The organism is Streptomyces sp. NPDC050703 (assembly GCF_040654435.1).
Classification (GTDB): domain Bacteria; phylum Actinomycetota; class Actinomycetes; order Streptomycetales; family Streptomycetaceae; genus Streptomyces.
Genome location: NZ_JBFAHX010000003.1, coordinates 208,318 through 233,184, shown reverse-complemented (window position 1 = coordinate 233,184; position 24,867 = coordinate 208,318). Strand labels below are relative to the sequence as shown.

General features: G+C 74.0%; 20 protein-coding genes and 1 pseudogene. 9 read left to right on the top strand and 12 right to left on the bottom strand.

Annotation, left to right across the window (positions count from 1 at the left end):
- A pseudogene (locus tag AB0I16_RS04315) lies at positions 1–209 on the bottom strand (hypothetical protein); the annotation flags it as partial.
- Between the two features lie 344 nt (positions 210–553).
- Positions 554–1,318, bottom strand: a complete 765-nt coding sequence (locus AB0I16_RS04310; protein ID WP_363247788.1) for an SIS domain-containing protein — start codon at positions 1,316–1,318, stop codon at positions 554–556.
- Positions 1,319–1,467: 149 nt separating this feature from the next.
- Between AB0I16_RS04310 and AB0I16_RS04305 the strand changes: the two genes are divergently transcribed.
- Both AB0I16_RS04305 and AB0I16_RS04300 read left to right on the top strand, forming a co-directional pair.
- A complete protein-coding gene (locus AB0I16_RS04305; RefSeq protein ID WP_062776393.1) occupies positions 1,468–2,160 on the top strand; it encodes a metal-dependent transcriptional regulator in 693 nt (230 codons plus the stop codon).
- 642 nt (positions 2,161–2,802) lie between these two features.
- Positions 2,803–3,666: an alpha/beta hydrolase gene (locus AB0I16_RS04300; RefSeq protein ID WP_363247882.1), complete on the top strand. Its 864-nt coding sequence runs from the start codon at positions 2,803–2,805 to the stop codon at positions 3,664–3,666.
- 119 nt (positions 3,667–3,785) lie between these two features.
- Here AB0I16_RS04300 and pdxH read toward each other — a convergent pair whose 3' ends face one another.
- On the bottom strand, positions 3,786–4,472 hold the full coding sequence (gene pdxH / locus AB0I16_RS04295; protein WP_363247787.1) for a pyridoxamine 5'-phosphate oxidase: 687 nt from the start codon (positions 4,470–4,472) through the stop codon (positions 3,786–3,788).
- Between the two features lie 337 nt (positions 4,473–4,809).
- On the opposite strand from pdxH, the gene AB0I16_RS04290 reads away from it, so the two are divergent.
- Positions 4,810–5,910, top strand: coding sequence for a citrate synthase 2 (locus AB0I16_RS04290; protein WP_363247786.1), 1,101 nt, complete (start codon positions 4,810–4,812; stop codon positions 5,908–5,910).
- Between the two features lie 75 nt (positions 5,911–5,985).
- On the opposite strand, the gene AB0I16_RS04285 is transcribed toward AB0I16_RS04290, so the two are convergent.
- The 9 genes from AB0I16_RS04285 to AB0I16_RS04245 form a co-directional block, all read right to left on the bottom strand.
- Complete coding sequence (locus AB0I16_RS04285) at positions 5,986–6,576, bottom strand: TetR/AcrR family transcriptional regulator (RefSeq protein ID WP_363247785.1); 591 nt, start codon at positions 6,574–6,576, stop codon at positions 5,986–5,988.
- The gene (locus AB0I16_RS04280; RefSeq protein WP_363247783.1) at positions 6,564–7,298 is read right to left on the bottom strand and encodes an enoyl-CoA hydratase family protein; all 735 of its coding nucleotides are present in this window, start codon (positions 7,296–7,298) and stop codon (positions 6,564–6,566) included. The genes AB0I16_RS04285 and AB0I16_RS04280 overlap by 13 nt, the downstream gene beginning before the upstream one ends.
- 27 nt (positions 7,299–7,325) lie before the next feature.
- Positions 7,326–8,534 (bottom strand): acyl-CoA dehydrogenase family protein, encoded by a 1,209-nt coding sequence (locus AB0I16_RS04275; RefSeq protein ID WP_363247781.1) that lies wholly within the window; start codon positions 8,532–8,534, stop codon positions 7,326–7,328.
- Complete coding sequence (locus tag AB0I16_RS04270; RefSeq protein ID WP_363247881.1) at positions 8,531–10,417, bottom strand: biotin carboxylase N-terminal domain-containing protein; 1,887 nt, start codon at positions 10,415–10,417, stop codon at positions 8,531–8,533. The genes AB0I16_RS04275 and AB0I16_RS04270 overlap by 4 nt, the downstream gene beginning before the upstream one ends.
- 10 nt (positions 10,418–10,427) lie before the next feature.
- Positions 10,428–12,032 carry a carboxyl transferase domain-containing protein gene (locus AB0I16_RS04265; protein WP_363247780.1) on the bottom strand — a complete coding sequence of 535 codons (1,605 nt, stop codon included), beginning with the start codon at positions 12,030–12,032 and terminating at the stop codon, positions 10,428–10,430.
- A gap of 52 nt (positions 12,033–12,084) precedes the next feature.
- The gene (locus tag AB0I16_RS04260) at positions 12,085–13,782 is read right to left on the bottom strand and encodes an acyclic terpene utilization AtuA family protein (protein ID WP_363247779.1); all 1,698 of its coding nucleotides are present in this window, start codon (positions 13,780–13,782) and stop codon (positions 12,085–12,087) included.
- Complete coding sequence (locus tag AB0I16_RS04255) at positions 13,779–14,579, bottom strand: TIGR03084 family metal-binding protein (protein WP_363247778.1); 801 nt, start codon at positions 14,577–14,579, stop codon at positions 13,779–13,781. The genes AB0I16_RS04260 and AB0I16_RS04255 overlap by 4 nt, the downstream gene beginning before the upstream one ends.
- A gap of 314 nt (positions 14,580–14,893) precedes the next feature.
- Entirely contained in the window at positions 14,894–15,892 is a 999-nt protein-coding gene (locus AB0I16_RS04250; RefSeq protein ID WP_363247777.1) for an EamA family transporter, read from the bottom strand.
- Between the two features lie 250 nt (positions 15,893–16,142).
- On the bottom strand, positions 16,143–18,881 hold the full coding sequence (locus tag AB0I16_RS04245) for an FAD-binding and (Fe-S)-binding domain-containing protein (RefSeq protein WP_363247880.1): 2,739 nt from the start codon (positions 18,879–18,881) through the stop codon (positions 16,143–16,145).
- Between the two features lie 386 nt (positions 18,882–19,267).
- Here AB0I16_RS04245 and AB0I16_RS04240 point away from each other — a divergent pair, with 386 nt between their 5' ends.
- From AB0I16_RS04240 to AB0I16_RS04215, 6 genes are read left to right on the top strand one after another with little or no spacing between them, the layout of a single operon-like run.
- On the top strand, positions 19,268–20,911 hold the full coding sequence (locus tag AB0I16_RS04240) for an ATP-binding protein (RefSeq protein WP_363247776.1): 1,644 nt from the start codon (positions 19,268–19,270) through the stop codon (positions 20,909–20,911).
- A complete protein-coding gene (locus tag AB0I16_RS04235) occupies positions 20,908–21,354 on the top strand; it encodes a roadblock/LC7 domain-containing protein (RefSeq protein WP_363247775.1) in 447 nt (148 codons plus the stop codon). Before AB0I16_RS04240 ends, AB0I16_RS04235 begins: the two co-directional genes overlap by 4 nt.
- Entirely contained in the window at positions 21,351–21,707 is a 357-nt protein-coding gene (locus AB0I16_RS04230) for a DUF742 domain-containing protein (RefSeq protein WP_062776426.1), read from the top strand. The genes AB0I16_RS04235 and AB0I16_RS04230 overlap by 4 nt, the downstream gene beginning before the upstream one ends.
- Positions 21,688–22,314, top strand: a complete 627-nt coding sequence (locus tag AB0I16_RS04225) for an ATP/GTP-binding protein (protein ID WP_363247774.1) — start codon at positions 21,688–21,690, stop codon at positions 22,312–22,314. The genes AB0I16_RS04230 and AB0I16_RS04225 overlap by 20 nt, the downstream gene beginning before the upstream one ends.
- A complete protein-coding gene (locus AB0I16_RS04220; RefSeq protein WP_363247773.1) occupies positions 22,311–23,558 on the top strand; it encodes a cytochrome P450 in 1,248 nt (415 codons plus the stop codon). Before AB0I16_RS04225 ends, AB0I16_RS04220 begins: the two co-directional genes overlap by 4 nt.
- Positions 23,555–24,775: a cytochrome P450 gene (locus AB0I16_RS04215; RefSeq protein ID WP_363247772.1), complete on the top strand. Its 1,221-nt coding sequence runs from the start codon at positions 23,555–23,557 to the stop codon at positions 24,773–24,775. Before AB0I16_RS04220 ends, AB0I16_RS04215 begins: the two co-directional genes overlap by 4 nt.
- Positions 24,776–24,867 lie beyond the last annotated feature (92 nt).

The following is a 24,867-nucleotide window of genomic DNA, read 5'->3' as shown; positions in this document are numbered from 1 at the left end:
CCGCGATAAGCCCCGCCGCCGCGATGCGCCTCACCGCCACGATCAGCCTCGCTGCCGCGATAAGCCCCGCCGCCGCGGTGCACCTCGCCGTCGCGATAAGCCCCGCCGCCGCGATGCGCCTCACCGCCACGATCAGCCTCGCTGCCGCGATAAGCCCCGCCGCCGCGGTGCACCTCGCCGTCGCGATCAGCTTCGCTGCCGCGGTGCACCTCGCCCTCGCGGGCCGCCTCGCCGTCGCGGGCCGCCTCGCCGTCGCGGGCCGCCTCGCCGTCGCGGGTCGCCTCGCCGTCGTGGCCTGCCTTGCTCGTCTTTGGGGCGGGGCCGCGCCGGTATGTCCGTCCTCGCTATCGCCTGCGTGGCCCCTTGGTGCTTCGAGGGGCGTAGCCGTGCTTGCCGTGCTCCGGGCGGACATACCGGCACGTCCCCTCCGGTCGCCTGTCGGCTGCCGGGGCGTCGGGGGGGGGAGTGGATGGGCGTGACGGTCCGCTGTCGGGTGCCGGTGCGTCGGGAGGAGTGGGTGGGCGTGGCGGTTGCCTGTTGGCTGCCGGGGGGGTCAGTGGCGGTAGAAGATTCGGTCGGCGTACTGCTGGAAGATGCGGCCGTTCCAGTCGTGGCCGCCGTCCACGTTTCCGGAGCGGAGCAGGGGTGGCTGGATTCCGCGCTCGGACAGGCGTTCGATAGCGGTGGCGGTCATGGCCTGCATCAGGGCGCCCGTGACGACGCTGGAGACCGAGCCGAACGGGGCGTCGACCCCGTCGAGGGACAGCTCCGCGTCCCCCACCGCGATCTTGGAGTCGACCACGACGTCGCAGTGGTCGAGGAGGAACGTGCCCGACACGTGGCGCGACCGGGTCTCGGAGGCGTACGCCACGGAGGTCACGCCGATGACCTTGAGGCCGAGCGCGCGGGCGTTCATCGCCATTTCCACCGGCAGCGAGTTCCGGCCCGAGAGGGAGATGATCACCAGGACGTCGCCGGGCTTCGCCGGGCTGGAGTCCAGGACGGCTCCCGCCAGGCCGTCGACCCGCTCCAGGGCGGAGCCGAGGGTCGCGGGCATGACGTCGACGCCGACCGCGCCGGGCACGGCGAGGAGGTTCATGAGGGCGAGCCCGCCCGCGCGGTAGACGACGTCCTGCGCGGCGAGCGAGGAGTGCCCCGCGCCGAAGGCGAAGAGGCGCCCGCCGGACTCGACCGCGTCGGCCAGCAGGGTGCCGGCTTCCGCGATGCTCCCGGACTCCTCGTCGCGGACACGTCGCAGCAGGTCGATGGCTGCGTCGAAGTACTGGCCGGCCGTTTTGCCCTCGCTCTTCGAGCTCATTCGCATCACGTTGCGGTCTGGACCAGTGCCCTGTCAACAGGGTCGCCGGGCGGTACGGGGCCGGTTTTCCGACGGCGCGGCACGGTTGTCAGTGGTATGCGTCAGAATTGAGGGCAGGGCCAGCGCACGAGCGATTCTGAGGGGCACCCATGTCGGGGCTGATTGACACCACTGAGATGTATTTGCGCACCATCCTCGAACTGGAGGAGGAAGGTGTGGTCCCCATGCGCGCCCGGATCGCCGAGCGGCTGGACCAGAGCGGGCCGACGGTGAGCCAGACCGTGGCGCGCATGGAGCGCGACGGGCTGGTGGCGGTCGCCAGCGACCGGCACCTGGAGCTCACCGAGGAGGGCCGCCGCCTCGCCACCCGCGTGATGCGCAAGCACCGCCTGGCGGAGTGCCTGCTCGTCGATGTGATCGGGCTCGAATGGGAGCAGGTGCACGCCGAGGCGTGCCGCTGGGAGCACGTGATGAGCGAGGCGGTGGAGCGCCGCGTCCTGGAGCTCCTGCGCCACCCGACCGAGTCTCCGTACGGGAACCCGATCCCGGGCCTTGAGGAGCTGGGCGAGAAGGACGGCGCGGACCCGTTCCTCGACGAGGGCATGGTCTCGCTGACGGAGCTCGACCCGGGCGCCGAGGGCAAGACGGTCGTCGTGCGCCGCATCGGCGAGCCGATCCAGACGGACGCCCAGCTGATGTACACGCTGCGGCGGGCCGGTGTGCAGCCCGGCTCCGTGGTGAGCGTGACGGAGTCGGCGGGCGGGGTGCTCGTGGGCAGCAGCGGTGAGGCCGCGGAGCTGTCGTCGGAGGTCGCTTCGCACGTCTTCGTCGCCAAGCGCTGAGGCGCGCGTCCCGGCGGAAGGCCGGAGTCAACTTTCCTTGCCGGAGAGAAAGTTGACGGCGGTGTGCGGGCCGGTGAAATCTCGCGGAGTCGAAGATTCAGTGTGCGGAATTGCAGCGGACGCGCGTTTCGCGTGCCAGGCTGTCGCGAGAGGCATATGACCTGAGGGCTCTTGACCGCGTCGGTGCCAGGTCTGGCCGCCCGGCCGGAGAGGGGGCAGGAGGATGTGCCCGTCTGGTGAGCGCGGAGGTCCGCGTGTCGAGCGCGAGCGTCCGCATGCCGGGCAGACGCGTCGGCGTCCCGAGCGGCAAGGACGCGCGGACGGGTGCTGGAGCGCGCGGTGGTCGCCGGGCGCACACGATGAGGGCCCCGGCGCCCTGCGGCGCCGGGGCCTGTCCTCCCCTGTGCTGACCCGGAGCCCCGAGCTCTCAGGGTCATTCCCTTCGGGCCGGTTTCCCCGAGCGGCCCGTCCCCTGAGGAAGATCTCCCCTCGGCGGCGCCGGTCAACCCTTGAGCGTGGTCACCCGAACGAGGGGTGTTATCGGCCATCCGCTCGCTTTCGAAGAGGAGTTCGATAGCGTGCGGGGGCGTGGAGCAGGGCCAGGCAGGGATCCCGACAGAATCCAGGGGGGTGCCAGGAATCATGGTGCGGCGCATCGACGTGAGGGGCGCGGATGGCGTCCGGCTCGCCGCCTGGGAGTTCGCCGACCCTCCCAAGCTCAGGGAGGCCGAGCGGTCACCGGGTGGCGTGCTGTTGCTGCACGGCCTGATGGGCCGCGCCGCGCACTGGGCGGACACCGCCCGCTGGCTCTCCGAGCGGTACCGCGCGGTCGCCCTCGACCAGCGGGGCCACGGCCGCAGCGAGAAGCCCCCTGAGGGCCCGTACACCCGCGAGGCGTACGTGGCGGACGCCGAGGCCGCCCTTGAGCAGCTCGGCCTCGCGCCCGCCGTGCTCATCGGCCACTCCATGGGCGCCCTCACCGCCTGGCAGCTCGCCGCGCGCCGCCCCGACCTCGTCAGGGGCCTGGTCATCTGCGACATGCGGGCCTCCGCGCTGGGCGCAGCCTCGCAGCGGGAGTGGGAGGGCTGGTTCGCGTCCTGGCCCGTTCCCTTCGCCACGCTCGCCGACGTCCGCAAGTGGTTCGGCGAGGACGATCCCTGGGTCGAGCGCCCCAACCCGGCGCGCGGGGAGTTCTTCGCCGAGGTGATGGCCGAGGGCCCCGACGGCTGGCGGCCCGTCTTCGACCCCGCCCAGATGCTGCGGTCCCGCGAGACGTGGGTGCACGACGCGCACTGGGAGGAGCTGATCCAGGTCCGCTGCCCCACGCTCGTCGTCCGGGGGCTCTACGGCGACCTGGGCCGCGCCGAGTCCCAGGAGATGGTCCGCGTGCTGCCCCGCGGGGAGTACGCGGAGGTCGCGGACGCGGGGCACCTGGTCCACTACGACCAGCCGGACGCCTGGCGCGCGGCGATCGAGCCGTTTCTGGACGGGGTCCTGACCGGTTAGTCCCGGCTCGCCCGCGCTGTGGGCGCCGCCCCTTCGTGGCCTTCGGCCCACTCGTCCTCAATCGCCGGACAGGCTTGATCGCTGCCGGACGGGCTTGAGCGAGGCGCGGGTGTCTGGGGTTACGGGCTCAGGCGGTCCACTCGCCACGCTTCGGTTCCCGCCTCGCGGGCGTACCGCAGGCGGTCGTGGAGGCGGTTGGTGCGGCCCTGCCAGAACTCCACCGTCCGCGGAGACACGCGGAAGCCTCCCCAGTTCGGGGGAGCGGGGACCTGTTCGCCCTCGGGATAGCGGGCCGCCAGGTCGGCGTAGGCGCGGTCCAGTTCCTCGCGGGAGACGAGGACGGAGGACTGCGCGCTGGCCCAGGCGCCGAGCTGGGAGCCGTGCGGGCGGGTGCGGAAGTAGGCGACCGTCTCCTCGCGGCCCACGCGCGTGGCCGTGCCGGTGACGATGACCTGGCGGGCCATGGGGTGCCAGGGGAAGAGCAGCGAGACGTGCGGATTCGCCGTCAGCTCGCGGGCCTTGCGGGAGGCGTAGTTGGTGAAGAAGACGAAGCCCCGCTCGTCGAAGGCCTTCAGGAGGACCGTGCGGGAGCTCGGCCTGCCCTCGGTGTCGGCGGTGGAGACCACCATGGCGTTCGGCTCGTGCACGAGGTCCTTCTCGCGGGCCGCCTCCTTGAACCAGAGGGCGAACTGGTCCATGGGGTCGGCCGGCAGCTCCGTCTCGGCGAGCCCTTCGGTGACGTACTGCTCGCGCATGCCGGCCGGCTCGGGCAGGGGTTCGGGGAAAGAGGCGCTGGAGTCGGTCACACCGCCATCCTGCCGTATGCCGTTGGACGCCCGGCGGGCGCGGCGGTCACGGAGAGGTGAACGGAGGGGTGACGTGTGGCACTGAGTGCCGCATCTCATCGCCAAAGGTGGCACCAAGGGATATCGTCCTGCTGCCGAACCGGTTGGGTGACCACCAGCTTCACTGGGCATCACCGGGGTGAACGTTCCGGACCGCGAGTCGAGGAACGCGCCTGCACGCGGGCGCGTCGGACCGCGTAACCGGGCCGTCATCGCCTGTCTTGACCGATGGTCATGAGCTGATCGCCTTGCCTCACGCGAACACCATCACGTCGAACCCACCATGAGGAGCCGCCTGATGTCCGACTTCGTACCCGGACTTGAAGGAGTCGTCGCGTTCGAGACGGAGATCGCCGAACCGGACAAGGAGGGTGGCGCGCTGCGCTACCGCGGTGTCGACATCGAGGACCTGGTCGGCCACGTCTCCTTCGGAAACGTGTGGGGCCTGCTCGTCGACGGCGCCTTCAACCCCGGTCTGCCGCCCGCCGAGCCGTTCCCGATCCCGGTCCACTCCGGGGACATCCGCGTCGACGTGCAGTCCGCGCTCGCGATGCTCGCCCCCGTGTGGGGTCTGCGCCCGCTCCTGGACATCGACGAGCGGCAGGCCCGCGACGACCTCGCCCGCGCCGCCGTCATGGCCCTGTCGTACGTGGCCCAGTCGGCCCGCGGCCAGGGCCTTCCGATGGTGCCGCAGCGGGAGATCGACAAGGCCGAGACGGTCGTCGAGCGGTTCATGAAGCGCTGGCGCGGCGAGCCCGACCCCAAGCACGTCAAGGCCGTCGACGCCTACTGGACCTCGGCCGCCGAGCACGGCATGAACGCCTCCACGTTCACCGCCCGCGTCATCGCCTCCACCGGCGCGGACGTGGCGGCGGCGCTCTCCGGGGCCGTCGGCGCCATGTCGGGGCCGCTGCACGGCGGCGCGCCCTCCCGGGTGCTCGGCATGATCGAGGAGATCGAGCGCACCGGGGACGCGGTGGCGTACGTGAAGCGGGCCCTGGACAAGGGTGAGCGGCTGATGGGCTTCGGGCACCGGGTGTACCGGGCCGAGGACCCGCGGGCGCGGGTGCTGCGCCGTACGGCGCGTGAGCTGGGCGCTCCTCGCTTCGAGGTCGCCGAGGCGCTGGAGAAGGCGGCGCTCGACGAGCTGCACGCGCGTCGGCCCGACCGGGTGCTCGCCACGAACGTGGAGTTCTGGGCGGCGATCGTCCTCGACTTCGCCGAGGTGCCTGCGCACATGTTCACGTCGATGTTCACCTGCGCCAGGACCGCCGGATGGTCGGCGCACATCCTTGAGCAGAAGCGGACGGGGCGCCTTGTGCGGCCCTCCGCCAAGTACATCGGTCCCGGCTCGCGCGACCCCCGGGAGATCGAGGGGTACGGGGACATCGCGGGCTGAGGTCCCCTCTGCCGGGTCGCGTCGTCGCACGCCGGAGGGCCGGGCCCGTGCCCGCCCCCCGGTGTGCGGGGGACGTCAGCGCAGCGCCCGCTCCACCAGCCGCGTCCACTGGTCCACCACCCGGGCCCGGCGCGCCCCGTCGTCCGTCAGCAGGTTCGCGAGGCCGAGGCCCCGGGCCATGTCCAGGAGTCCCTGGATCGTCTCGCGGACGCCGGGGACCGACTCGTCCGCGCCGAGGAGTTCCACCGCGATGCGGTGCGTCTCGCGGCCCACGCGGGCCTCCAGCTCCGTGACGCGGCCCCCGAGCTGCGGCTCGTCGGATGCGGCCACCCAGAGGTGGAGTGCCGCGCGGAAGAGCGGACCGGTGTAGAGGTCCACCAGGGCCGCGACGACCGAGGCCCTGTCCTGGGCGGGCAGGGCGCGCAGGGCCGTGGAGCGCTGTTCGGCCACGTACTCGACGGCGGCGGTGAAGAGGTCCTCGCGGGTCGGGAAGTGGTGCTGTGCCGCGCCCCGTGAGACACCGGCCCGCTCGGCGACCACCGAGACCGTGGAGCCCGCCCAGCCGCGTTCGGCGAGGCACGCCACGGCGGCCTCCAGGAGCCGCTGCCGCGTCGCGCGGCTGCGGTCCTGCTTGGGCGAGCGGTCAGCGGCGGTCACAGCACCCATGGGCACTCCCGTCGTTCGAGGAACGCCGCCATCCCCTCGCTCGCCTCGGCGGAGCCGAAGAGCCGCGCTGACAGGGCGACGACAGCGTCCGACTGGTCGTCGAATGCGTCGAGCACCCTAGCCGTGAGCAGCTTCTTCGTCTCGGCCAGGGCACCCGGCGCGGCCCGCCGCACCCCGTCGAGCAGCGGTCCGAGCGCGGCGTCGACGTCCCGGGCGCAGGCGGTGACGAGGCCGATCCGCGCCGCCTCCGCCCCGTCGAAGCGCTCCCCGGTGAGGCAGTAGCGGGACGCCGCGCTCGGGTCGAGGCGGGGCAGCAGCGTCAGGGAGATCACGGCGGGGGCGACGCCGATGTGGACCTCCGTGAGCGCGAAGGACGCGCCGGGGCCCGCCACCGCCATGTCGCACGCGCCGAGCAGCCCGAGCCCGCCCGCCCGCACGTGGCCGTCCACGCGGGCGATCACCGGCTTGGGCAGCTCGACGACCTGCCGCAGGAGCCGTACGAAGTCGTGCGGGTCGGGGGGTGCCTTCAAGTCCGCGCCCGCGCAGAACGCCGTACCGGTGTGGGTGAGCAGGACGGCGCGGACCGCGGGGTCCCCGCCGAGGTCGCCGAGCGCCTCGGAGAGGGCGCCCACCAGGTCGGCCGAGAGCGCGTTGCGGCGTTCGGGGGCGTCCAGGGTGACGGTGACGACACCGCGCGCCGGTGACGAGACGACCAGGGTCATGTCGGGTTCCTCTCCGGTGCGGCGCCGTCAGTACGACTTCGGCAGGCCCAGCGTCCGGTGCGAGACGAAGTTGAGGATCATCTCCCTGCTGACCGGGGCGATGCGTGCCACCCGGGACGCCACGATCAGCGAGGCGAGGCCGAACTCCTTGGTGAGGCCGTTGCCGCCGAGGGTGTGCACGGCCCGGTCGACGGCCCTCACGCAGGCGTCGCCGGCGGCGAGCTTGGCCATGTTGGCGGCCTCGCCCGCGGCCATGTCGTCGCCGTCGTCGTAGAGGCGGGCGGCCTTCTGCATCATCAGGCGGGCCAGTTCGATCTCGATGTGGGACTGGGCCAGCGGGTGCGCGATGGCCTGGTGGGCGCCGATGGGGGCCTTCCAGACGGTGCGCTCCTTCGCGTACGCGGTGGCGCGCTCCAGGGCGAAGCGGGCCATGCCGAGGGAGAACGCGGCCGTCATGATCCGCTCGGGGTTGAGGCCCGCGAAGAGCTGGAGGAGGCCCGCGTCCTCTCCCCCGCTGCCGAACGCGTGGGAGGGGCCCCCGCCGACGAGGGCCTCGGGCGGCAGCCGGACGTCGTCGATGACCAGCTCGAACTGCTTCTCCGCGGCCTGTACTTCCATGGGAATCCGGTGGCGCCGGAAGCCGGGTGTGTCGCGCGGGACGATGAACAGGCACGGCTTGAGGCTGCCGGTCGCGGTGTCCGACGTGCGGCCGACGATGAGCGTGGCGTCGGCGATGTCGACGCCGGAGACGAAGACCTTGCGTCCTGTCAGAAGCCAGTCGCCGGTGTCGGGGTCGCGGCGGGCCGTGGTGGTGATGCGGTGGGAGTTGGAGCCCGCGTCGGGTTCGGTGATGCCGAAGGCCATGGTCAGCGAGCCGTCGGCGAGGCCGGGCAGCCACGCCCGCTTCTGCTCGTCGGTGCCGAACCGGGCGATGACGGTGCCGCAGATCGCGGGCGAGACGACCATCATGAGGAGCGGGCAGCCCGCCGCGCCCAGTTCTTCCAGCACGATGGAGAGTTCGGCGATGCCGCCGCCTCCGCCGCCGTACTCCTCGGGCAGGTTGACGCCGAGGTAGCCGAGCCCGGCCGCGTCCCGCCACAGCTCGTCGGGGTGGCCGCCCTCCTGCGTGAGGCGGGTCAGGTAGTCGCGGCCGTACCGCTTGCCGAGGGCCGCGACGGCGGCGCGCAGGGCGCGGTGCTCTTCGGTTTCGAGGACGGTGCTGCGAGCGGCGCTCATACGGACTCTTCCTCCTGGGCGGCGGCCCGGACGACGGCGAGCAGCGCGCCGACCTCGACCTGGCGGCCGGTTTCGGCGTGCAGGGCGGTGAGCGTGCCGGAGGCGGGAGCGGTGACGCGGTGCTCCATCTTCATGGCCTCCAGCCAGACGAGGGGCTGGCCGGCGGTGACCGCAGCGCCCTCGGTGAGCCCTTCGGCCACGCGGACGACGGTGCCCGGCATGGGGGCGAGCAGGGAGCCCGGTGCGCGGCGCGCGGCGGGTTCGGGGAGCAGGGGCAGCGGGGTGAGGACGGTGTGGCCGCGCGGCGACGTGACGTACACCCGGCCGGGCGTGCCCCCGTAGCGCGCGATCGTGTACGTCCCGCGGACGCCGTCGGCTTCGAGCACGACCCGGGTGGCGCTGACGTCGAGCACGCGCACCCCGTCGGCGCGCGGTCCCTCGCGGGTGTGGTCGTAGCGCACCTCGTGCTCGGTGCCGTCAGGTTCGCGGCGCCAGCGCTTGAGGTGGGGCTGCGAGCGGAGGTTGCGCCAGCCGCCGAACCGGGAGCGGCCGTGCGCGTCGGCGAGCGAGGCGGCCAGCGCGGCGTGCGGGTCGTTCGCGGGCTCCGTGAGCTCCGCCGCGTGCCGGTCGTAGAAGCCGGTGTCCATGCGCGCGCCGGTGAACTCCGGGTGCCGCAGGGACCGTACGAGCAGGTCGCGGTTGGTGACGGGGCCGTGAAGCGCGGCCCGCTCCAGGGCGCCCGCGAGCCGGCGTACGGCCTGTGCGCGGGTGGGCGCGTGGGCGACGGCCTTGGCGAGCATCGGGTCGTAGTGCACGCCGATCGTGTCGCCGTCCGCGTACCCGGTGTCCAGGCGGACGCCCGGCACGTCGACGCGGTGCAGGGTGCCGGTCTGCGGGGCCCAGCCCGCCGCCGGGTCCTCGGCGTAGAGGCGGGCCTCGACGGCGTGGCCGCGCGCGGGCGGCGGTTCGGCGGCGAGGGCGGTGCCTTCGGCGACCTGTATCTGGAGCGTGACGAGGTCGATGCCGAACACGGCCTCGGTGACGGGGTGTTCGACCTGGAGGCGGGTGTTCATCTCCAGGAAGTGCGCGCGGCCTCCCGCGACGAGGAACTCCACGGTGCCCGCGCCCCGGTAGCCGGTCACGCGCGCCGCCCGCACGGCCCGTTCGTGCAGCTCGGCGACGAGTCCGGGCGCGAGGCCCGGCGCGGGCGACTCCTCGATGACCTTCTGGTGCCTGCGCTGGAGCGAGCAGTCGCGGGTGCCGAGCGCCCACACCGTGCCGTGGGCGTCGGCCATGATCTGCACCTCCACGTGGCGCCCGCCCTCGATGAACGGCTCGACGAACACCTCGCCGTCCCCGAAGGCGCTCGCCGCCTCCGCGCGGGCCGCCGTCAGCTCCGCCGCCAGGCCGGCCAGGTCGCGTACGACGCGCATGCCGCGTCCGCCGCCGCCGGCCGCCGCCTTCACCAGGACGGGCAGGTCGGCCTCGGTGACCTCGGTGAGGGGTTCGATGCCGAGGAGTTCCTTGGCGCGGGTCTTCGACGCCATCGCCTCGATCGCGTCGGGCGGCGGACCGATCCAGGTCAGGCCCGCGTCGAGGACCGCGCGGGCGAAGCCGGCGTTCTCGGAGAGGAAGCCGTAGCCGGGGTGGACGGCGTCGGCGCCCGCGGCCTGCGCGGCCTTCACGACGAGGTCGCCGCGGAGGTACGTCTCCGCGGGCGCCGACCCCGGCAGCCGTACCGCCGAGTCGGCCTCGCGGACGTGCAGGGCGTCCGCGTCGGCGTCGGAGTACACGGCGACCGTGGTGATGCCGAGGTCACGGCAGGTGCGGAAGACGCGGCAGGCGATCTCGCCGCGGTTGGCCACGAGGACGGTACTGATCATCGTCACTGCCTCACATCCGGAAGACGCCGAAGCCGCCGCGCGCGCCCTCGAAGGGGGCGGTGTGGATCGCGGACAGGCACAGTCCGAGCACGGTGCGGGTGTCCCGCGGGTCGATGACCCCGTCGTCGTAGAGCCGCCCGGAGAGGAACATCGGCAGCGACTCGGCCTCGATCTGCCGCTCCACCATCTCCCGCAGCGCGGCGTCGGCCTCGTCGTCGTAGGGCTGCCCCTTCGCCGCCGCCGACTGCCGGGCGACGATGGACAGGACGCCCGCGAGCTGCTGCGGGCCCATGACGGCCGACTTGGCGCTGGGCCAGGCGAAGAGGAACCGGGGGTCGTAGGCGCGCCCGCACATGCCGTAGTGCCCGGCGCCGTAGGAGGCGCCCATGAGGACGGAGAGGTGCGGGACCTTCGAGTTGGCGACGGCGTTGATCATCATGGCGCCGTGCTTGATGATGCCGCCCTGTTCGTACTCCTTGCCGACCATGTAGCCGGTGGTGTTGTGCAGGAAGAGCAGCGGGATGTCGCGCTGGTCGGCGAGCTGGATGAACTGGGCGGCCTTCTGCGACTCCGCGCTGAACAGCACCCCCCGCGCGTTGGCGAGGATGCCGACGGGGTAGCCGTGCAGCGCCGCCCAGCCGGTGACGAGGCTCGTGCCGTACAGCGGCTTGAACTCGTCGAAGTCGGAGCCGTCCACGATCCGGGCGACGACCTCGCGCGGGTCGAAGGGCTTCTTCAGGTCGTCGGGCACGATGCCGAGCAGCTCGTCCTCGTCGTACGCGGGCGGCGCGACGGTGCGCGGGTCCGGGTCGGCGTACGCCTTGCGCCAGTTGAGGCGGGCCACGATCCGGCGGGTCCTGCGCAGCGCGTCGTGCTCGTCCTCGGCCAGGTGGTCGGCGAGGCCGGAGGTGCGGGCGTGCATCTCGGCGCCGCCGAGCGACTCGTCGTCGCTCTCCTCGCCGGTCGCCATCTTGACCAGCGGCGGCCCGCCGAGGAAGACCTTGGCGCGCTCCTTCACCATGATCACGTGGTCGCTCATGCCGGGCACGTAGGCGCCGCCCGCCGTGGAGTTGCCGAAGACGACGGCGATGGTGGGGACACCGGCCGCCGACGACCGCGTGAGGTGTTTGAAGAGGGCGCCCCCCGGGATGAAGATCTCCTTCTGGGAGGGGAGGTCCGCGCCTCCGGACTCCACCAGGTGGATCGAGGGCAGCCGGTTGGCGTACCCGATCTCGTGGGCGCGGAACGCCTTCTTCAGCGTCCACGGGTTGGAGGCGCCGCCCCTGACCGTCGGGTCGTTGGCGGTGATCAGGCACTCGACGCCCTCGACGACACCGATGCCGGTGACCATGGACGCGCCCACCGGGTAGTCGCTGCCCCAGGCGGCCAGCGGCGACAGCTCAAGGAACGGCGTGTCGGGGTCGAGGAGCAGTTCGATGCGCTCGCGGGCGAGGAGCTTGCCGCGCTTCCGATGGCGCTGGACGTACTTCTCGCCGCCGCCCTCAAGGGCCTTGGCCTGCTCGGCGTCGAGCACGGCCAGCTTCTCCAGCATGGCGGCGCGGTGCTCGGCGTACTCGGCGTCCGCCGGGTCGAGCGCGGAGGCGATGACGGTCATGGCCGCACCTCCGGCGCGCCGGGCGCGTGCGGGTTCTCGCGGGCCCTCGGGCTCACAGCAGTACCTCCGGTATGTCCAGGTGGCGGGCGCGCAGCCACTCACCGATCCCCTTGGCCTGCGGGTCGAAGCGGGCGCGGGACGCGACGCCGTCGCCGAGCAGCCCCTCGACGACGAAGTTCAGGGCGCGCAGGTTGGGCAGGACGTGGCGGGTGACGGGCAGGGGGGCGGTTTCCGGGAGCAGTTCGCGCAGCCGGTCGGCGGTCAGCTCGTGGGCGAGCCACCGCCATGCGTCGTCGCTCCGTGCCCAGACGCCGATGTTCGCGTCGCCGCCCTTGTCGCCGCTGCGGGCGCCTGCGACGCGGGCGAGGGGGGCGCGGCGGGTGGGTCCGGGGGGCAGCGGATCGGGCGGTGGGGGGTCGGGCAGGTCCCGCGGTACGAGGGTGTCGGCGCCGGCGGCCACGGGGGCCCGCCGCCCGTCGGGCAGTACCGCCACGTGCGCGACGGTGTCCCGGTCCACGTACGCCGCTTCGAAGACGCCGTAGGGGGCGCCCTCGCCGGGCGGGGCCGTCACGTGGAAGCCCGGGTAGCTGCCGAGGGCCAGTTCGACCGCGGCGCCGCTCAGCGCCCGGCCCACGGTGTCCGCGTCGGCGTCGCGCACCACCAGGCGCAGCAGGGCGCTCGCGGTCTCCTGGGTGGCCGCGTCGGCGCGGTCGGTGCGTGCCAGCTCCCAGCGGACGTCGGAGGGGCGGGGGCCGGCGCGGTCCAGGGCGTCTTCGAGCTGGGCGCGGACCAGCGCGGCCTTGGCCTCGGTGTCCGGGCCCGTGAGGACGAAGACGACCTCGTTGCGGAAGCCGCCGAGCCGGTTGAGGCCGACCTTGAGGGTGGGCGGCGGTGCCTCGCCGCGTACGCCCGAGATCCGCACCCGGTCGGGGCCCTCCCGCGTGAGGACGGCCGTGTCGAGCCTGGCGGTGACGTCGGGGCCCGCGTACCGTGCGCCGGCCGTCTCGTAGAGGAGCTGCGCGGTGACCGTGCCGATGTCGACGAAGCCGCCGGTGCCGGGGTGTTTGGTGACGACTGCCGAGCCGTCCTCGTGGATCTCGGCGAGGGGGAAGCCGGGGCGGAGCAGCGAGGCCGGGTCGTGCTCGGCGAAGAACGCGTAGTTGCCGCCGGTGGCCTGTGTCCCGCACTCCAGGACGTGCCCGGCGACGACCGCCCCTGCGAGGCGGTCGTACGCGTCGGGGCCCCAGCCGAAGTGTGCGGCGGCCGGTCCTGTGACCAGGGCGGCGTCGGTCACCCGCCCCGTCACGACCACGTCGGCCCCGGCCTCCAGGCAGGCCGCGATGCCGGCGCCGCCGAGGTAGGCGTGGGCGGTGAGGGCGCTGGGGAAGCGGTCGCCGAGGTCGTCGCCCTCGACGTGCGCGACCCTGACGGGGACGCCGAGCCGTGCCGCGAGGTCCCTGACGGCGTCCGCGAGTCCCGCGGGGTTCAGGCCGCCCGCGTTGGCGACGATCCGCACCCCGCGCTCGTGGGCGGTGCCCAGGCACTCCTCCAGTTGCCGCGGGAACGTCCTTGCGTAGCCGCGGCCGGGGTCCTTCAGGCGGTCGCGGCCGAGGATGAGCATGGTCAGCTCGGCGAGGTAGTCCCCGGTCAGGACGTCCAGGCCGCCGCCGGTCAGCATCTCCCGCATGGCGTCGAAGCGGTCGCCGTAGAAGCCGGAGGCGTTGCCGATCCGCAGGGGCGGCCGGGTCACCGCGGGCCGCCGCCTTTCGCGGCCCGCCCCTTTCCCGGCGGCCCCGCGAACGCCTGGGCGATGTCGAGCCACCGCTCCGCGTCGGCGCCCTCGGCGCGCACCGCCAGGTCGGCGCGGTGGGCGCGCCGGGTCACCAGGAGGCAGAAGTCGAGCGCGGGGCCGCTCACGCGCTGGGCCGCGTCCTCGGGGCCGTACGTCCACGGCTCCCCGGTCACCGGCGAGGTCAGCTCGACCCGGAACTCCTCGCCGGGCGGGGTCAGTCCCCGTACCGCGTAGGCGAAGTCCCGCGACCTGATGCCGAGCCGCGCCACGTGCCGCAGCCGGTCCGTCGGGACGCGCCGCACGCCGAGCGCGTCCGCCACGTCCTGGCCGTGCGCCCAGGTCTCCATGAGCCGTGCGGTCGCCATGGTGGGCACGGCCATGGGCGGCCCGTACCAGGGCAGCCGGGTGCCCCCGGGGACCGCGCGCAGGGCCTGGCCGAGCGCTTCGCGGCCGGTCCGCCAGCGGTCGAGCAGTTCGGCGGGCGGCAGTCCCGCGCTCTCCGCGGCGCCCTCGTCCACGAACGAGTCCGGGGCCGCCGCCGCCTTCGCGGCCTCGGTGGCGAAGGCCGCCGGGTCGGTGGCGGCGAGCAGGGCCACCCGGTCGGTCCAGGTGAGGTGTGCGATCTGGTGGGCGACGGTCCAGCCGGGCGAGGGCGTCGCGAGCGCCCAGCGCTCCTCGCTCAACCCCGCCACCAGGCGGTCGAGTTCCTCGCTCTCCGCACGCAGATCGTCGAGCACGGTCAGGGCATCGGCCACGGAACGCTCCCCTCGGGGCACGGCGGTGTGCCAGGGAGCATGGCAGCGGACACAGAAACAAGCAAGCGTGCTTGCATGAATTTCCGCGCCGGGCACCAAGGGCTCGTTACGGCGGCAAGGCCGGCCGACCGGCCGGGGAAACGGAACCCGAGCCGGCACCGGTGTCCGGGCCGGCTCCGCCATCCGGACCGATCCAGACGGCGAGTCCGGCCGACCCGGGCAGCGCGGTCGGCCCGGGCAGCGGGGCCGGTCCGGGCGATGGGTCGGTCCGGATGGCGGCGGCCGGGGCGGTCCCTCGATCGGCCCGCGGCCCGCTACCGGTCCGCGCCCCGCTTCGCGCCCTCGCGACTCCGCCCTCGCCCCACCTGCGTCCGCACCGCGCCCATGCTCGCCGCGATGACCAGGGCGATCGCCAGGGCCTCCGCGGCGGAGAGCGCCTGGCTGAGGACGAGGAAGCCGGCGAGCGAGGCGAGGGCCGGTTCCAGGCTCATCAGGACCGCGAAGGTGTGGGCGGGCAGGCGGCGCAGGGCGAGGAGTTCGAGGGTGTAGGGGAGCACCGAGGACATCACGGCGACCACCGCGCCGAGCGCCAGCGTGCCGGGCTGCACGAGCCGCGACCCCGACTCCACGAGGCCGAGCGGCAGGAACAGCACGGCGGCGACGACCATGGCCAGGGCGAGCCCGTCGGCCTGCGGGAAACGCCGTCCCGTACGGGCGCTGAAGACGATGTACGCCGCCCACATCGCGCCCGCGCCGAGCGCGTAGGCGACGCCCGCCGGGTCGAGGCCGTCGAAACCGCCCCCGCCGCCCAGCAGGAACACGCCGCACAGCGCGAGCCCCGCCCAGATCAGGTTGACCGCGCGGCGCGAGGCGATGACGGAGAGCGCGAGCGGACCGAGGACCTCAAGGGTGACGGCGGGGCCCATGGGGATGCGGGCCACCGACTGGTAGAACAGGCCGTTCATCCCGGCCATGGCCACCCCGAACGCCACGACCGTGCCCCAGTCGGCGCGCGAGTGCCCGCGCAGCCTCGGCCGGCACACGACGAGCAGCACGAGCGCGGCGAAGGCGAGCCGCAGCGTCACGATGCCGAGCGCCCCGGCCCGCGGCATCACGCTGACGGCCACCGCCCCACCGAACTGCACCGAGATACCGCCCGCGAGGACGAGCCCGACGGGAGCGAGGCGGGCCCGGAGCCCTGAGCCCGGAGCCGCGGGGGCCTCCGTGGCCGTCGCGGCGCCCGCGACCTCCGGCTGCTGCGCCACGACGGGGGCCGCCGCCGGTGCCGCCTGGTCGCTGCGCGAGATGTTCACCGCTGAGCCTTCCTGCCGCGTGTCGGGCGGGCCCGGATGCCCGTGCCCGCCAGTCCATTACCGTGGACCATACCGTCCATTCCATTGGACCACGTCAGGACGGTGGAGCGATTTCGCCGCCCATGTACGCGACCCGCGTCCGAGCCGTCCGAGCCGTCCGAGACGTCCACACGTCGACGGTACGACCGCGCGCGACGGGGCGGGAAATGCCGGACGGGCACTGGTTATGCGTGACGCGCATGACGCGGGATCACGCCGGTCCTGGCCCGTCCACGAGCATGTCCGCGAGCACCTCCGCGAGGTGCCGCGCGCGCACCCCCGCGAGCTGCCGCAGCTGCGTTCGGCAGGAGTACCCGTCGGCGAGCACCACCGCGTCCTCCGGCGCCCGCCGCACCGCCGGCAGCAGGCGCTCCTCCGCGCAGGCCACCGAGACGTCGTAGTGCCCGCGCTCGAACCCGAAGTTCCCCGCGAGCCCGCAGCAGCCGCCGACCGGTTCGCCCGTCAGGCCCGCCTTCGCCCGCAGCCGCCGCTCCGCCGCGTCGCCGAGGACCGCGTGCTGGTGGCAGTGCGTCTGGCCGGTCACCGGGCGGTCGGCACGGGGCGGCTGCCACGCGGGGGCCAGCTCCTCGACGGCCTGGGCGAAGGTGCGCACGGCGGCGGCGAGGCGGTGGGCGCGCGGGTCGTCGCCGAGCAGCTCGGTCAGGTCCGACCTGAGCGCCGCCGCGCAGCTCGGTTCGAGGACCACCACCGGCACCCCCGCGTCCACCAGCGGAGCCATCGCCTCCAGCGTGCCCCGCAGCACCGCGCGCGCCCGGTCGAGCTGTCCCGTCGACACATACGTCAGCCCGCAGCACACCCCCGGCGGCGGCAGCTCGACCGCGATCCCGGCGGCCTCCATGACCCGGACGGCGGCCTTGCCGACCTCGGGCGAGAGGTGGTCGGTGAAGGTGTCAGGCCAGAGCACGGCGCGCGGACCGGCGGCCGTCCCCGCGCGCCGCGCCGTGCGCCACCACTGCCGGAACGTGCGCGGAGCCACCTCCGGCACGGCCCGCCGCGCGTCGATCCCGCCGAGCCGCTTGCCGAGCGCCGCCAGCGGACGGACCCGCGCGAGGGCGTTGACCGGCCGCGCGGTGCGCGTCACCGCGACGGCCCGCAGCCAGCGCGGCAGCCACCCCATGGAGTAGTGGGCGGCGGGCCTGCGCCGCCCCTCGTAGTGGTGGTGCAGGAACTCCGCCTTGTACGTGGCCATGTCGACGCCCACCGGGCAGTCCGAGCGGCAGCCCTTGCAGGACAGGCAGAGGTCGAGGGCGTCCCTGACCTCCGTCGAGCGCCAGCCGTCCGTCACCACCTCGCCCGCCAGCATCTCGTGCAGCAGGCGGGCGCGGCCCCGCGTCGAGTGCTCCTCCTCGCCCGTCACCCGGAAGGAGGGGCACATGACGTCCGTGGGCGAGCCCGGGGCGGCCGTACGGCACTTCGCGACGCCCACGCACCGCCTGACCGCCGCCGAGAAGTCGCCCCCGTCGTGCGGGTAGCCGAAGGCGACGTCGACCGGTTCGCGCGGCAGCGGCGCGAACCGCAGGCCGGCGTCGAGGGGCGAGGGCCGCACCAGCATCCCGGGGTTGAGCAGCCCCTCCGGGTCCCAGAGGTCCTTGACGCGCTCGAAGAGGCCGACGAGTTCGCTCCCGTACATCTTCGGCAGCAGCTCCGCGCGGGCCTGCCCGTCGCCGTGTTCGCCGGAGAGGGAGCCGCCGTGCGCGACGACCAGGTCCGCCACCTCCTCGGAGAAGCGGCGGAACCGTGCCACGCCCTCGCGGCTGATCAGGTCGAAGTCCACGCGTACGTGGATGCAGCCGTCCCCGAAGTGGCCGTACGGGGTGCCGCGCAGACCGTGGTCCGCGAGCAGCGCGCGGAAGTCCCGCAGGTAGGGGCCGAGCCGGGCGGGCGGCACCGCGCAGTCCTCCCAGCCGGGCCATGCCTCTCCCCCGGGCGATCCGCCGGCCCCGTCCGGCATCCGCGTGGCCGTGCCGCTGGCGTCCTCCCGCACGCGCCACAGGGCCCGCCGGCGCGCCGGGTCGTCGACGACCACGGCGTCCAGCGCGTCGGCCGCCCGCACGAGGTCCCCCGCACGCGCGCGTGCCTCGGCCGGGCTCGCGCCGCCCGTCTCCACGAACAGCCAGGCGCCGCCCCTCGGCAGTCCTTCCGTGCCGCGCACGAGGTCGGCCGCCATGCCCTCGACGGTCAGCGGCCCGTACGGCAGGAGCCCCGGCGCCGCCTCGGCCGCCGCGCTCTCGTCGGCGTACCCGAGGACGGCGAGGGCGCGGGCGCGGGGCGCCTCGACGAGGCGTACGGTCGCCTCGGTGAGGATGCCGAGGGTGCCCTCCGAGCCGCAGAACGCGCGCGCCGGGTCGGGGCCGCGCTCCGGGAGCAGGGCGTCCAGCGCGTACCCGGAGATGCGGCGCGGCAGGTCGGGGTAGCCGGTGCGCAGGAGCTTCAGGTGGTCCTCGACGAGCGCCCGCAGGCCCTCAGGGGCTCCTTGCCAGCCCTGGCCGAGGCGGTGGGTGGCGCCCCTGCCGTCGATGACGGTCAGCCCGTGGACGTTGTCGGCGGTCGTGCCCCAGGCCACCGAATGGGAGCCGCAGGAGTTGTTGCCGACCATGCCGCCGAGCGTGCAGCGGTTGTGCGTGGAGGGGTCGGGGCCGAAGGTGAGGCCGTGCGGGGCGGCGGCGGCGCGCAGGTCGTCGAGGACGACTCCCGGCTGCACCACGGCCGTTCGGGACCCCGGGTCGAGGTCCACGATCCGCCGCAGGTACCGGGTGAAGTCGAGGACGACGCCGGTGCCGGTCGCCTGCCCGGCGATCGAGGTGCCCGCGCCGCGCGCCACCACCGGCACCTGCCGCGCGCGGCAGACCGCGAGCGCCGCCGCCACGTCGTCGGCGTCGCGCGGGGCCACCACGGCCGCCGGTACGCGGCGGTAGTTGGAGGCGTCCATGGTGTGCAGCGCCCGCGCGGTGACGGAGAGGTCCACGTCACCGCGTACGGCCGCGCGCAGGTCGCGGCCGAGCCCTTCGGGGTCGTCGCCCGGCCCGCTCCGGCGCGTACTCACGCGGTCGCTCGCGCGGTCGTTCACGCGGTCCTTCACGCGGTCGCTCGCGTGCTCGCTCATCCGGTCGCTCATCCGGTCACCCATAGGGCCAGGATGCCCCCGCGGTACCCCCTGGCAGTCCCCCCGCCGCGGTCGTTATGTCATGATCCGGAAGGGATCATTCCCACCCCGGTCGGCAACTCTCCTATAGTGGCCAGAACTTGAGCCGACCTTGAGAAATACCCGAGCACGTTCAAGCAAAGTGTGTCGCTTCCGATCGAGGACCCCGATTGATGACCGCGCCAACCCCCCTAGCGCGCCCCGGGACGAATGGGGCATCCCCTGGTCCAGCGCAGTCGGGAGCCCGGGCAAGTGCCCCCTTGCGCCCGTCCGCCCTCGTCCTGCTGATCTGCGCCCTGGTCACCGCGGCACTCACCGCGACCGCCGTCGTCCTGGCGCCCGCCTCCGTACGCGCACCCCTCGCCTGGGGAGCCGGCGCCGCGGCGCTCGCCCTCAGCGTCGCCGTCGCCGCCGCCTTCCACGGCGCGCGCACCGCCTCCCTGCTGCGGCGTCAGCTCGACGCCGCCCATCAGGAGATGGGCCGCCTCGCCCACGAACAAGCCCGGCACGCGGCGGAATCCGGCCAGGAGCGCACGCGTCTCACCGACCGCCACGCCCGCGAGGTCGCCGCGCTGACCGCGGAGCACGTACGGGAGCGCACCGCGCTCACCCTGCGCGTCCGTGCCGCCGAGTCCGAGCGCGCCGCCGCCCTCGCCGCCTCCGCCAACGCGGCGGGCCGCATGCAGGCGCTGGCCACCGGCATGCTCGCCGACCTCCGCGAGATGGAGGGCAGGCACGCCGACGAGGACGTCCTCACCGACCTGCTGCACCTGGACCACAGGACCGCGCAGGCGGGCCGCATCGCCGACTCGGTGGCCGTCCTCACCGGCGCCCGCTCGGGCCGCCGCTGGGCCCGCCCCATCGTCATGGAGTCGATCCTGCGGGGCGCGATGGGCCGCATCGGCGGCTACCAGCGCGTACGCGTCCACTCCGCCAGCGAGGTCGCCGTCGCGGGCCATGCCGCCGAGGGCGTCATGCACGCCCTCGCCGAGATCCTCGACAACGCTGCCAACTTCTCGCCGCCCACCTCCGAGGTGCACGTCTACATCGAGGAGGTCGCGGCCGGCGTCATCATCTCCGTCGAGGACAGCGGCCTCGTCATGGGCCCGGTGCAGCAGCGCCGCGCCGAGCAGGCCGTGTCCGGCGAGGCGAAGGGCCTCAGCGGGCTCTCCGGTACGCGGCTCGGCCTCGCGGTGGTCGGCAGGCTGACCCGCAAGCACGGCCTGACGGTGTCGTTCCGGCCGTCCGCCCGCGGCGGCACGGGGGTGCTCCTGCTGATACCCCAGGAGCTGCTCACGCGCCCCTCGGAGGCGGTTCAGGTCCCTGCGGCGGCCCCGGCCTCGCCCTCGGCAGCGGAGCTTCCGGCGGCTCAAGCCGCCCCGGCCCAGGCGGGCGACCCCGGCAGCCACAGCAGCCCCGACAGACCCAGTAGCCCCGGAAGCCCCGCGAACCCCCCGCACACTTCTGCCCCCTCCGCCCCCTCCGCCCCCCTCACCCCCTCTTCCGAGGACACCGCCGTCCTCACCCCCGTGGACCGCGAGCCCCTGCCGGCCCACGAGTCCGCCGCAGCGCCGCCCGCCGGGCGCCCCGCCGAGGCACCGCTGCCCAAGCGCCCCCGCGGCCGTACCCTCGCCGCCGCCGAGCGGGCCCGCGCGGACAGCGACACCGGTGAGACCCCGCGCCCGCGCACGGCCGACGCCGCCACCACCGCGGCCCGCTTCAGCAGCTTCCGCCAGGCCGTCCGCGTCACGCCATCGCCCAGTGGCACGGACGCTCCCGCACCCTCCCCGCACCCGGAAGGCGACACCCCCCGATGACCACCGGCACCACCCCCGGAACCACCACCGACGCCAAGCTCACCTGGCTCCTCGAAGGTCTCCTGGAGCGCACCCCCGGCGCCCGGCACGCGCTCGTCCTCTCCCGGGACGGCCTGAAGCTGTGCCGCACCCCCGAACTCTCCGTCGACCAGGCCGACCAGCTCGCCGCGATCGCCGCGGGCATCCAGTCCCTCTCGCACGGCGCGTCCGCCGAGTTCGGGGACGGCAGCGGCGGCGTGCGGTCGGCGATGACGGAGTTCTACGGCGGCATCCTCTTCATCGTCGAGGCCGGCGAGGGCGCGCACCTCGCCGTCATCGCCGCCGAGGACGCCGACGCCGGGCTCGTCGGGCACACCATGAGCGAACTGGTCGAGCAGCTCGGCGAGCACCTGCGCGCCGAGCCCCGCGCCGACGACGGCCCCCGCGCCACGCCCGCCTCATGAGCCGCCCCGGCCGGGACGACTCCCCCGACCGGCTGTACACCCTCACCCAGGGCCGCAGCCGGTCGGCGCCCGACGCCCCCTTCGACCTGGTGACCCTCGTCGTCGCCGAGTCGGGACCCACCCCCGGCATGCAGTCCGAGCTCGCCGCCATCCTGCGGATGTGCGAACTGCCCACGGCGGTCGTGGAGATCGCCGCCGAGCTGAGGCTCCCCGTGAGCATCACGCGCATCCTGCTCTCCGACCTGCTCGACGCGGGCCGGATCAGCGCCCGCCATCCGCGGGCGGCAGCCGGTCACAGCCTTCCCGACCCCGACATCCTGGAGCAGGTGCTCGTTGGACTCCGCAATCTCTGACGCAACCACCGAACGACGCGACGCGGAGCTGTCCGCGACCGCCGACAACGGTCTGAAGATCGTCGTGGTGGGCGGTTTCGGCGTCGGCAAGACGACCCTGGTCCGGTCCGTGAGCGAGATCCGTCCCCTCAACACCGAGGAGACGATGACGCAGGCGGGGCGCGGCATCGACGAGACGGGCGGCCTGGAAGGGCTGCGTGCCAAGACGTCCACGACGGTCGCCTTCGACTTCGGCCGCATCACCCTCGACGCACACAACGTCCTCTACCTCTTCGGCGCCCCGGGCCAGGAGCGCTTCTGGTTCCTCTGGGACCGCCTGTTCTCCGGGACGCTCGGCGCCGTGGTCCTGGTGGACCCGCGCCGCGTCGAGGACTCCTGGTACGCGATCGACCGCCTGGAGCACCACGGGACGCCGTTCATCGTGGCCCGCAACGACTTCGGCGGCTCCACGCACACCCTCGCGCAACTGCGCGATGCGCTCGACCTGGACCCCGGGGTGCCGCTCGTCGACTGCGACGCGCGCTCCCGGGAGTCCAGCAAGAACGTACTGATCACCCTCGTGGAACACCTCAAGACGCTGTACGCCGCCCAGGAGACCGCCAAGTGACCTGCCCCGTAACCGGCGCCGCCCCCGGACCCGTACCGCTGTCGGGCCCGCGGTTCACCACCGAGCCCGCCCGGCTCTACCGGGAACTGCGGCGCGACCACGGCCCGGTGGCGCCCGTCCTGCTCGACGGCGACGTGCCCGCCTGGCTGGTGCTCGGCTACCGCGAACTGCACCAGGTCACCGCCGACCCCGCCCTGTACAGCCGGGACTCCGAGCTGTGGAACCAGTGGCCGAACATCCCCGCCGACTGGCCTCTGCTCCCCATGATCGGCCACAAGCAGCCGTCGATCCTCTACACCGTCGGCGAGCGGCACACCGAGCGCGCCGCGATGATCGCGCACGCCCTGGAGTCGGTCGACCCGTTCGAACTCAAGTCGCACGCCGAGAGGTTCGCCGACGAGCTGATCGACGGCTTCTGCGGCCGGGGCTCGACGGACATCGTCGCCGAGTACGCGATGCTGCTCCCGGTCCGGGTCCTCGCCACGATCTACGGCTTCCCCGACGAGGAGGGCCCCGCCCTCGTCACCGCGTTGAACGACATGATCAACGGCCGCGAGGGGGCCCTCGCGGGCGCCCGGCACCTGAGCGAGTCGATGGCGCGGCTCCTCGCCGACAAGCACGCGCGGCCCGGCCCCGACGTCGCGTCGTCCATGCTGGCGGACCCGTCGGGGTTCAACGACACGGAGATCGCGGAAGACCTGATGGTGATGATGGCCGCGGGCCACCAGCCCACGGCGGACTGGATCGGCAACTCCCTGCGGCTGATGCTCACCGACGACCGCTTCGCCGCCTCGCTCTTCGGCGGCCGGCACAGCGTCGCCGAGGCGATGAACGAGGTCCTGTGGGAGGACACCCCGACGCAGAACGTGGCGGGACGCTGGGCCGCGCGCGACACCCGGCTCGGCGGGCGCCGCATCAACGCCGGCGACCTGCTGCTCCTCGGCCTCGCCGCCGCCAACGCCGACCCGCAGGTGCGCACCGACGGCTCCGTCCTGACCGGCGGCAACAGCGCCCACTTCTCCTTCGGCCACGGCGAGCACCGCTGCCCCTTCCCGGCCCAGGAGGTCGCCGAGGTCATCGCCAGGACCGGCATCGAGGTGCTGATCGACCGGCTGCCGGACCTCGACCTGGCCGTGCCCGCCACGCAGCTCACCCGCCGCCCCTCGCCGTGGCTGAGCGGCCTGACCGATCTCCCGGTGACGTTCACCCCGACTCCGACCGCAGCCCTTGGAGAGCCCAGATGACGCGCATCGCCCTGGACCCGTTCGTCACCGACCTGGACGGCGAGAGCGCCCGGCTGCTCGCCGCGGGCCCCCTCGCGGAGGCGGAGCTGCCCGGCGGTGTGCCGGTGTGGGCGGTCACGCACCACGCGGAGGCCCGCCGGCTCCTCACCGACAAGCGCCTGGTGAAGGACATCAACGTCTGGGGCGCCTGGCGGCGCGGCGAGATACCCGCCGACTGGCCGCTGATCGGCCTCGCCAACCCGGGCCGCTCGATGCTGACCGTGGACGGCGAGGAGCACCGCAGGATGCGCTCGCTCGTCGCGCAGGCGCTGACGCCGCGCCGCGTGGAGCGGATGCGCGAGCGGATCACGGAGCTGACGGACGGCCTCCTGGACCAGGTGGCCGCCGCGGGCGCCGACGGTGTGGTCGACCTGAAGGCGGTGTTCGCCTATCCGCTGCCCATGTACGTGATCAGCGACCTGATGGGCATCGACGAGGCGGACCACCCGCGGCTGAAGGTCCTCTTCGACAAGTTCTTCTCCACCCAGACGCCGCCGGAGGAGGTCGTGGCCACGCTCGGCGAACTCGCCGAGATGATGGGCAAGGTCGTCGCGGCCCGCCGCGAGCAGCCGGGCGACGACCTGACGAGCGCGCTGATCCAGGCTTCGGAGGACGGCGACCACCTCACCGACGCCGAGATCCTCTCCACCCTCCAGCTGATGGTCGCGGCGGGCCACGAGACGACGATCTCCCTGATCGTCAACGCCGTGGTGAACCTCAGCACCCACCCCGAGCAGCTCGCCCTGGTGCGCGCGGGCAAGGCCGGCTGGGACGCGGTCGTCGAGGAGACCCTGCGCTACTCCACACCGACGTCACACGTCCTGATCCGCTTCGCCGCGGAGGACGTCCCCGTCGGCGACAAGGTGATCCCCCAGGGGGACGCGCTGATCGTCTCCTACGGCGCCATCGGCCGCGACGAGGCGGCCCACGGCCCGACGGCGGCCTCCTTCGACATCACCCGCGCCTCCGCCAACCGCCACATCTCCTTCGGCCACGGCCCGCACGTCTGCCCCGGAGCGGCCCTCTCGCGCCTGGAGGCCGGGGTGGCCCTCCCGGCCCTGTACGCCCGCTTCCCCGGCCTGACGCTGGCGGTGGAGCCCGAACAGCTCCGCAACAAGCCGGTGGTGACCCAGAACGACCTCTACGAACTGCCGGTGCGCCTGGAAGACAGCCTTTGAGGAGCGGGGTCCGGGGCGGAGCCCCGAGGCGGTCACACGGCTCGGGGTACGGGTCTCACCCGGCGGACACCAGAGGAACCCCGCGCCCCGAG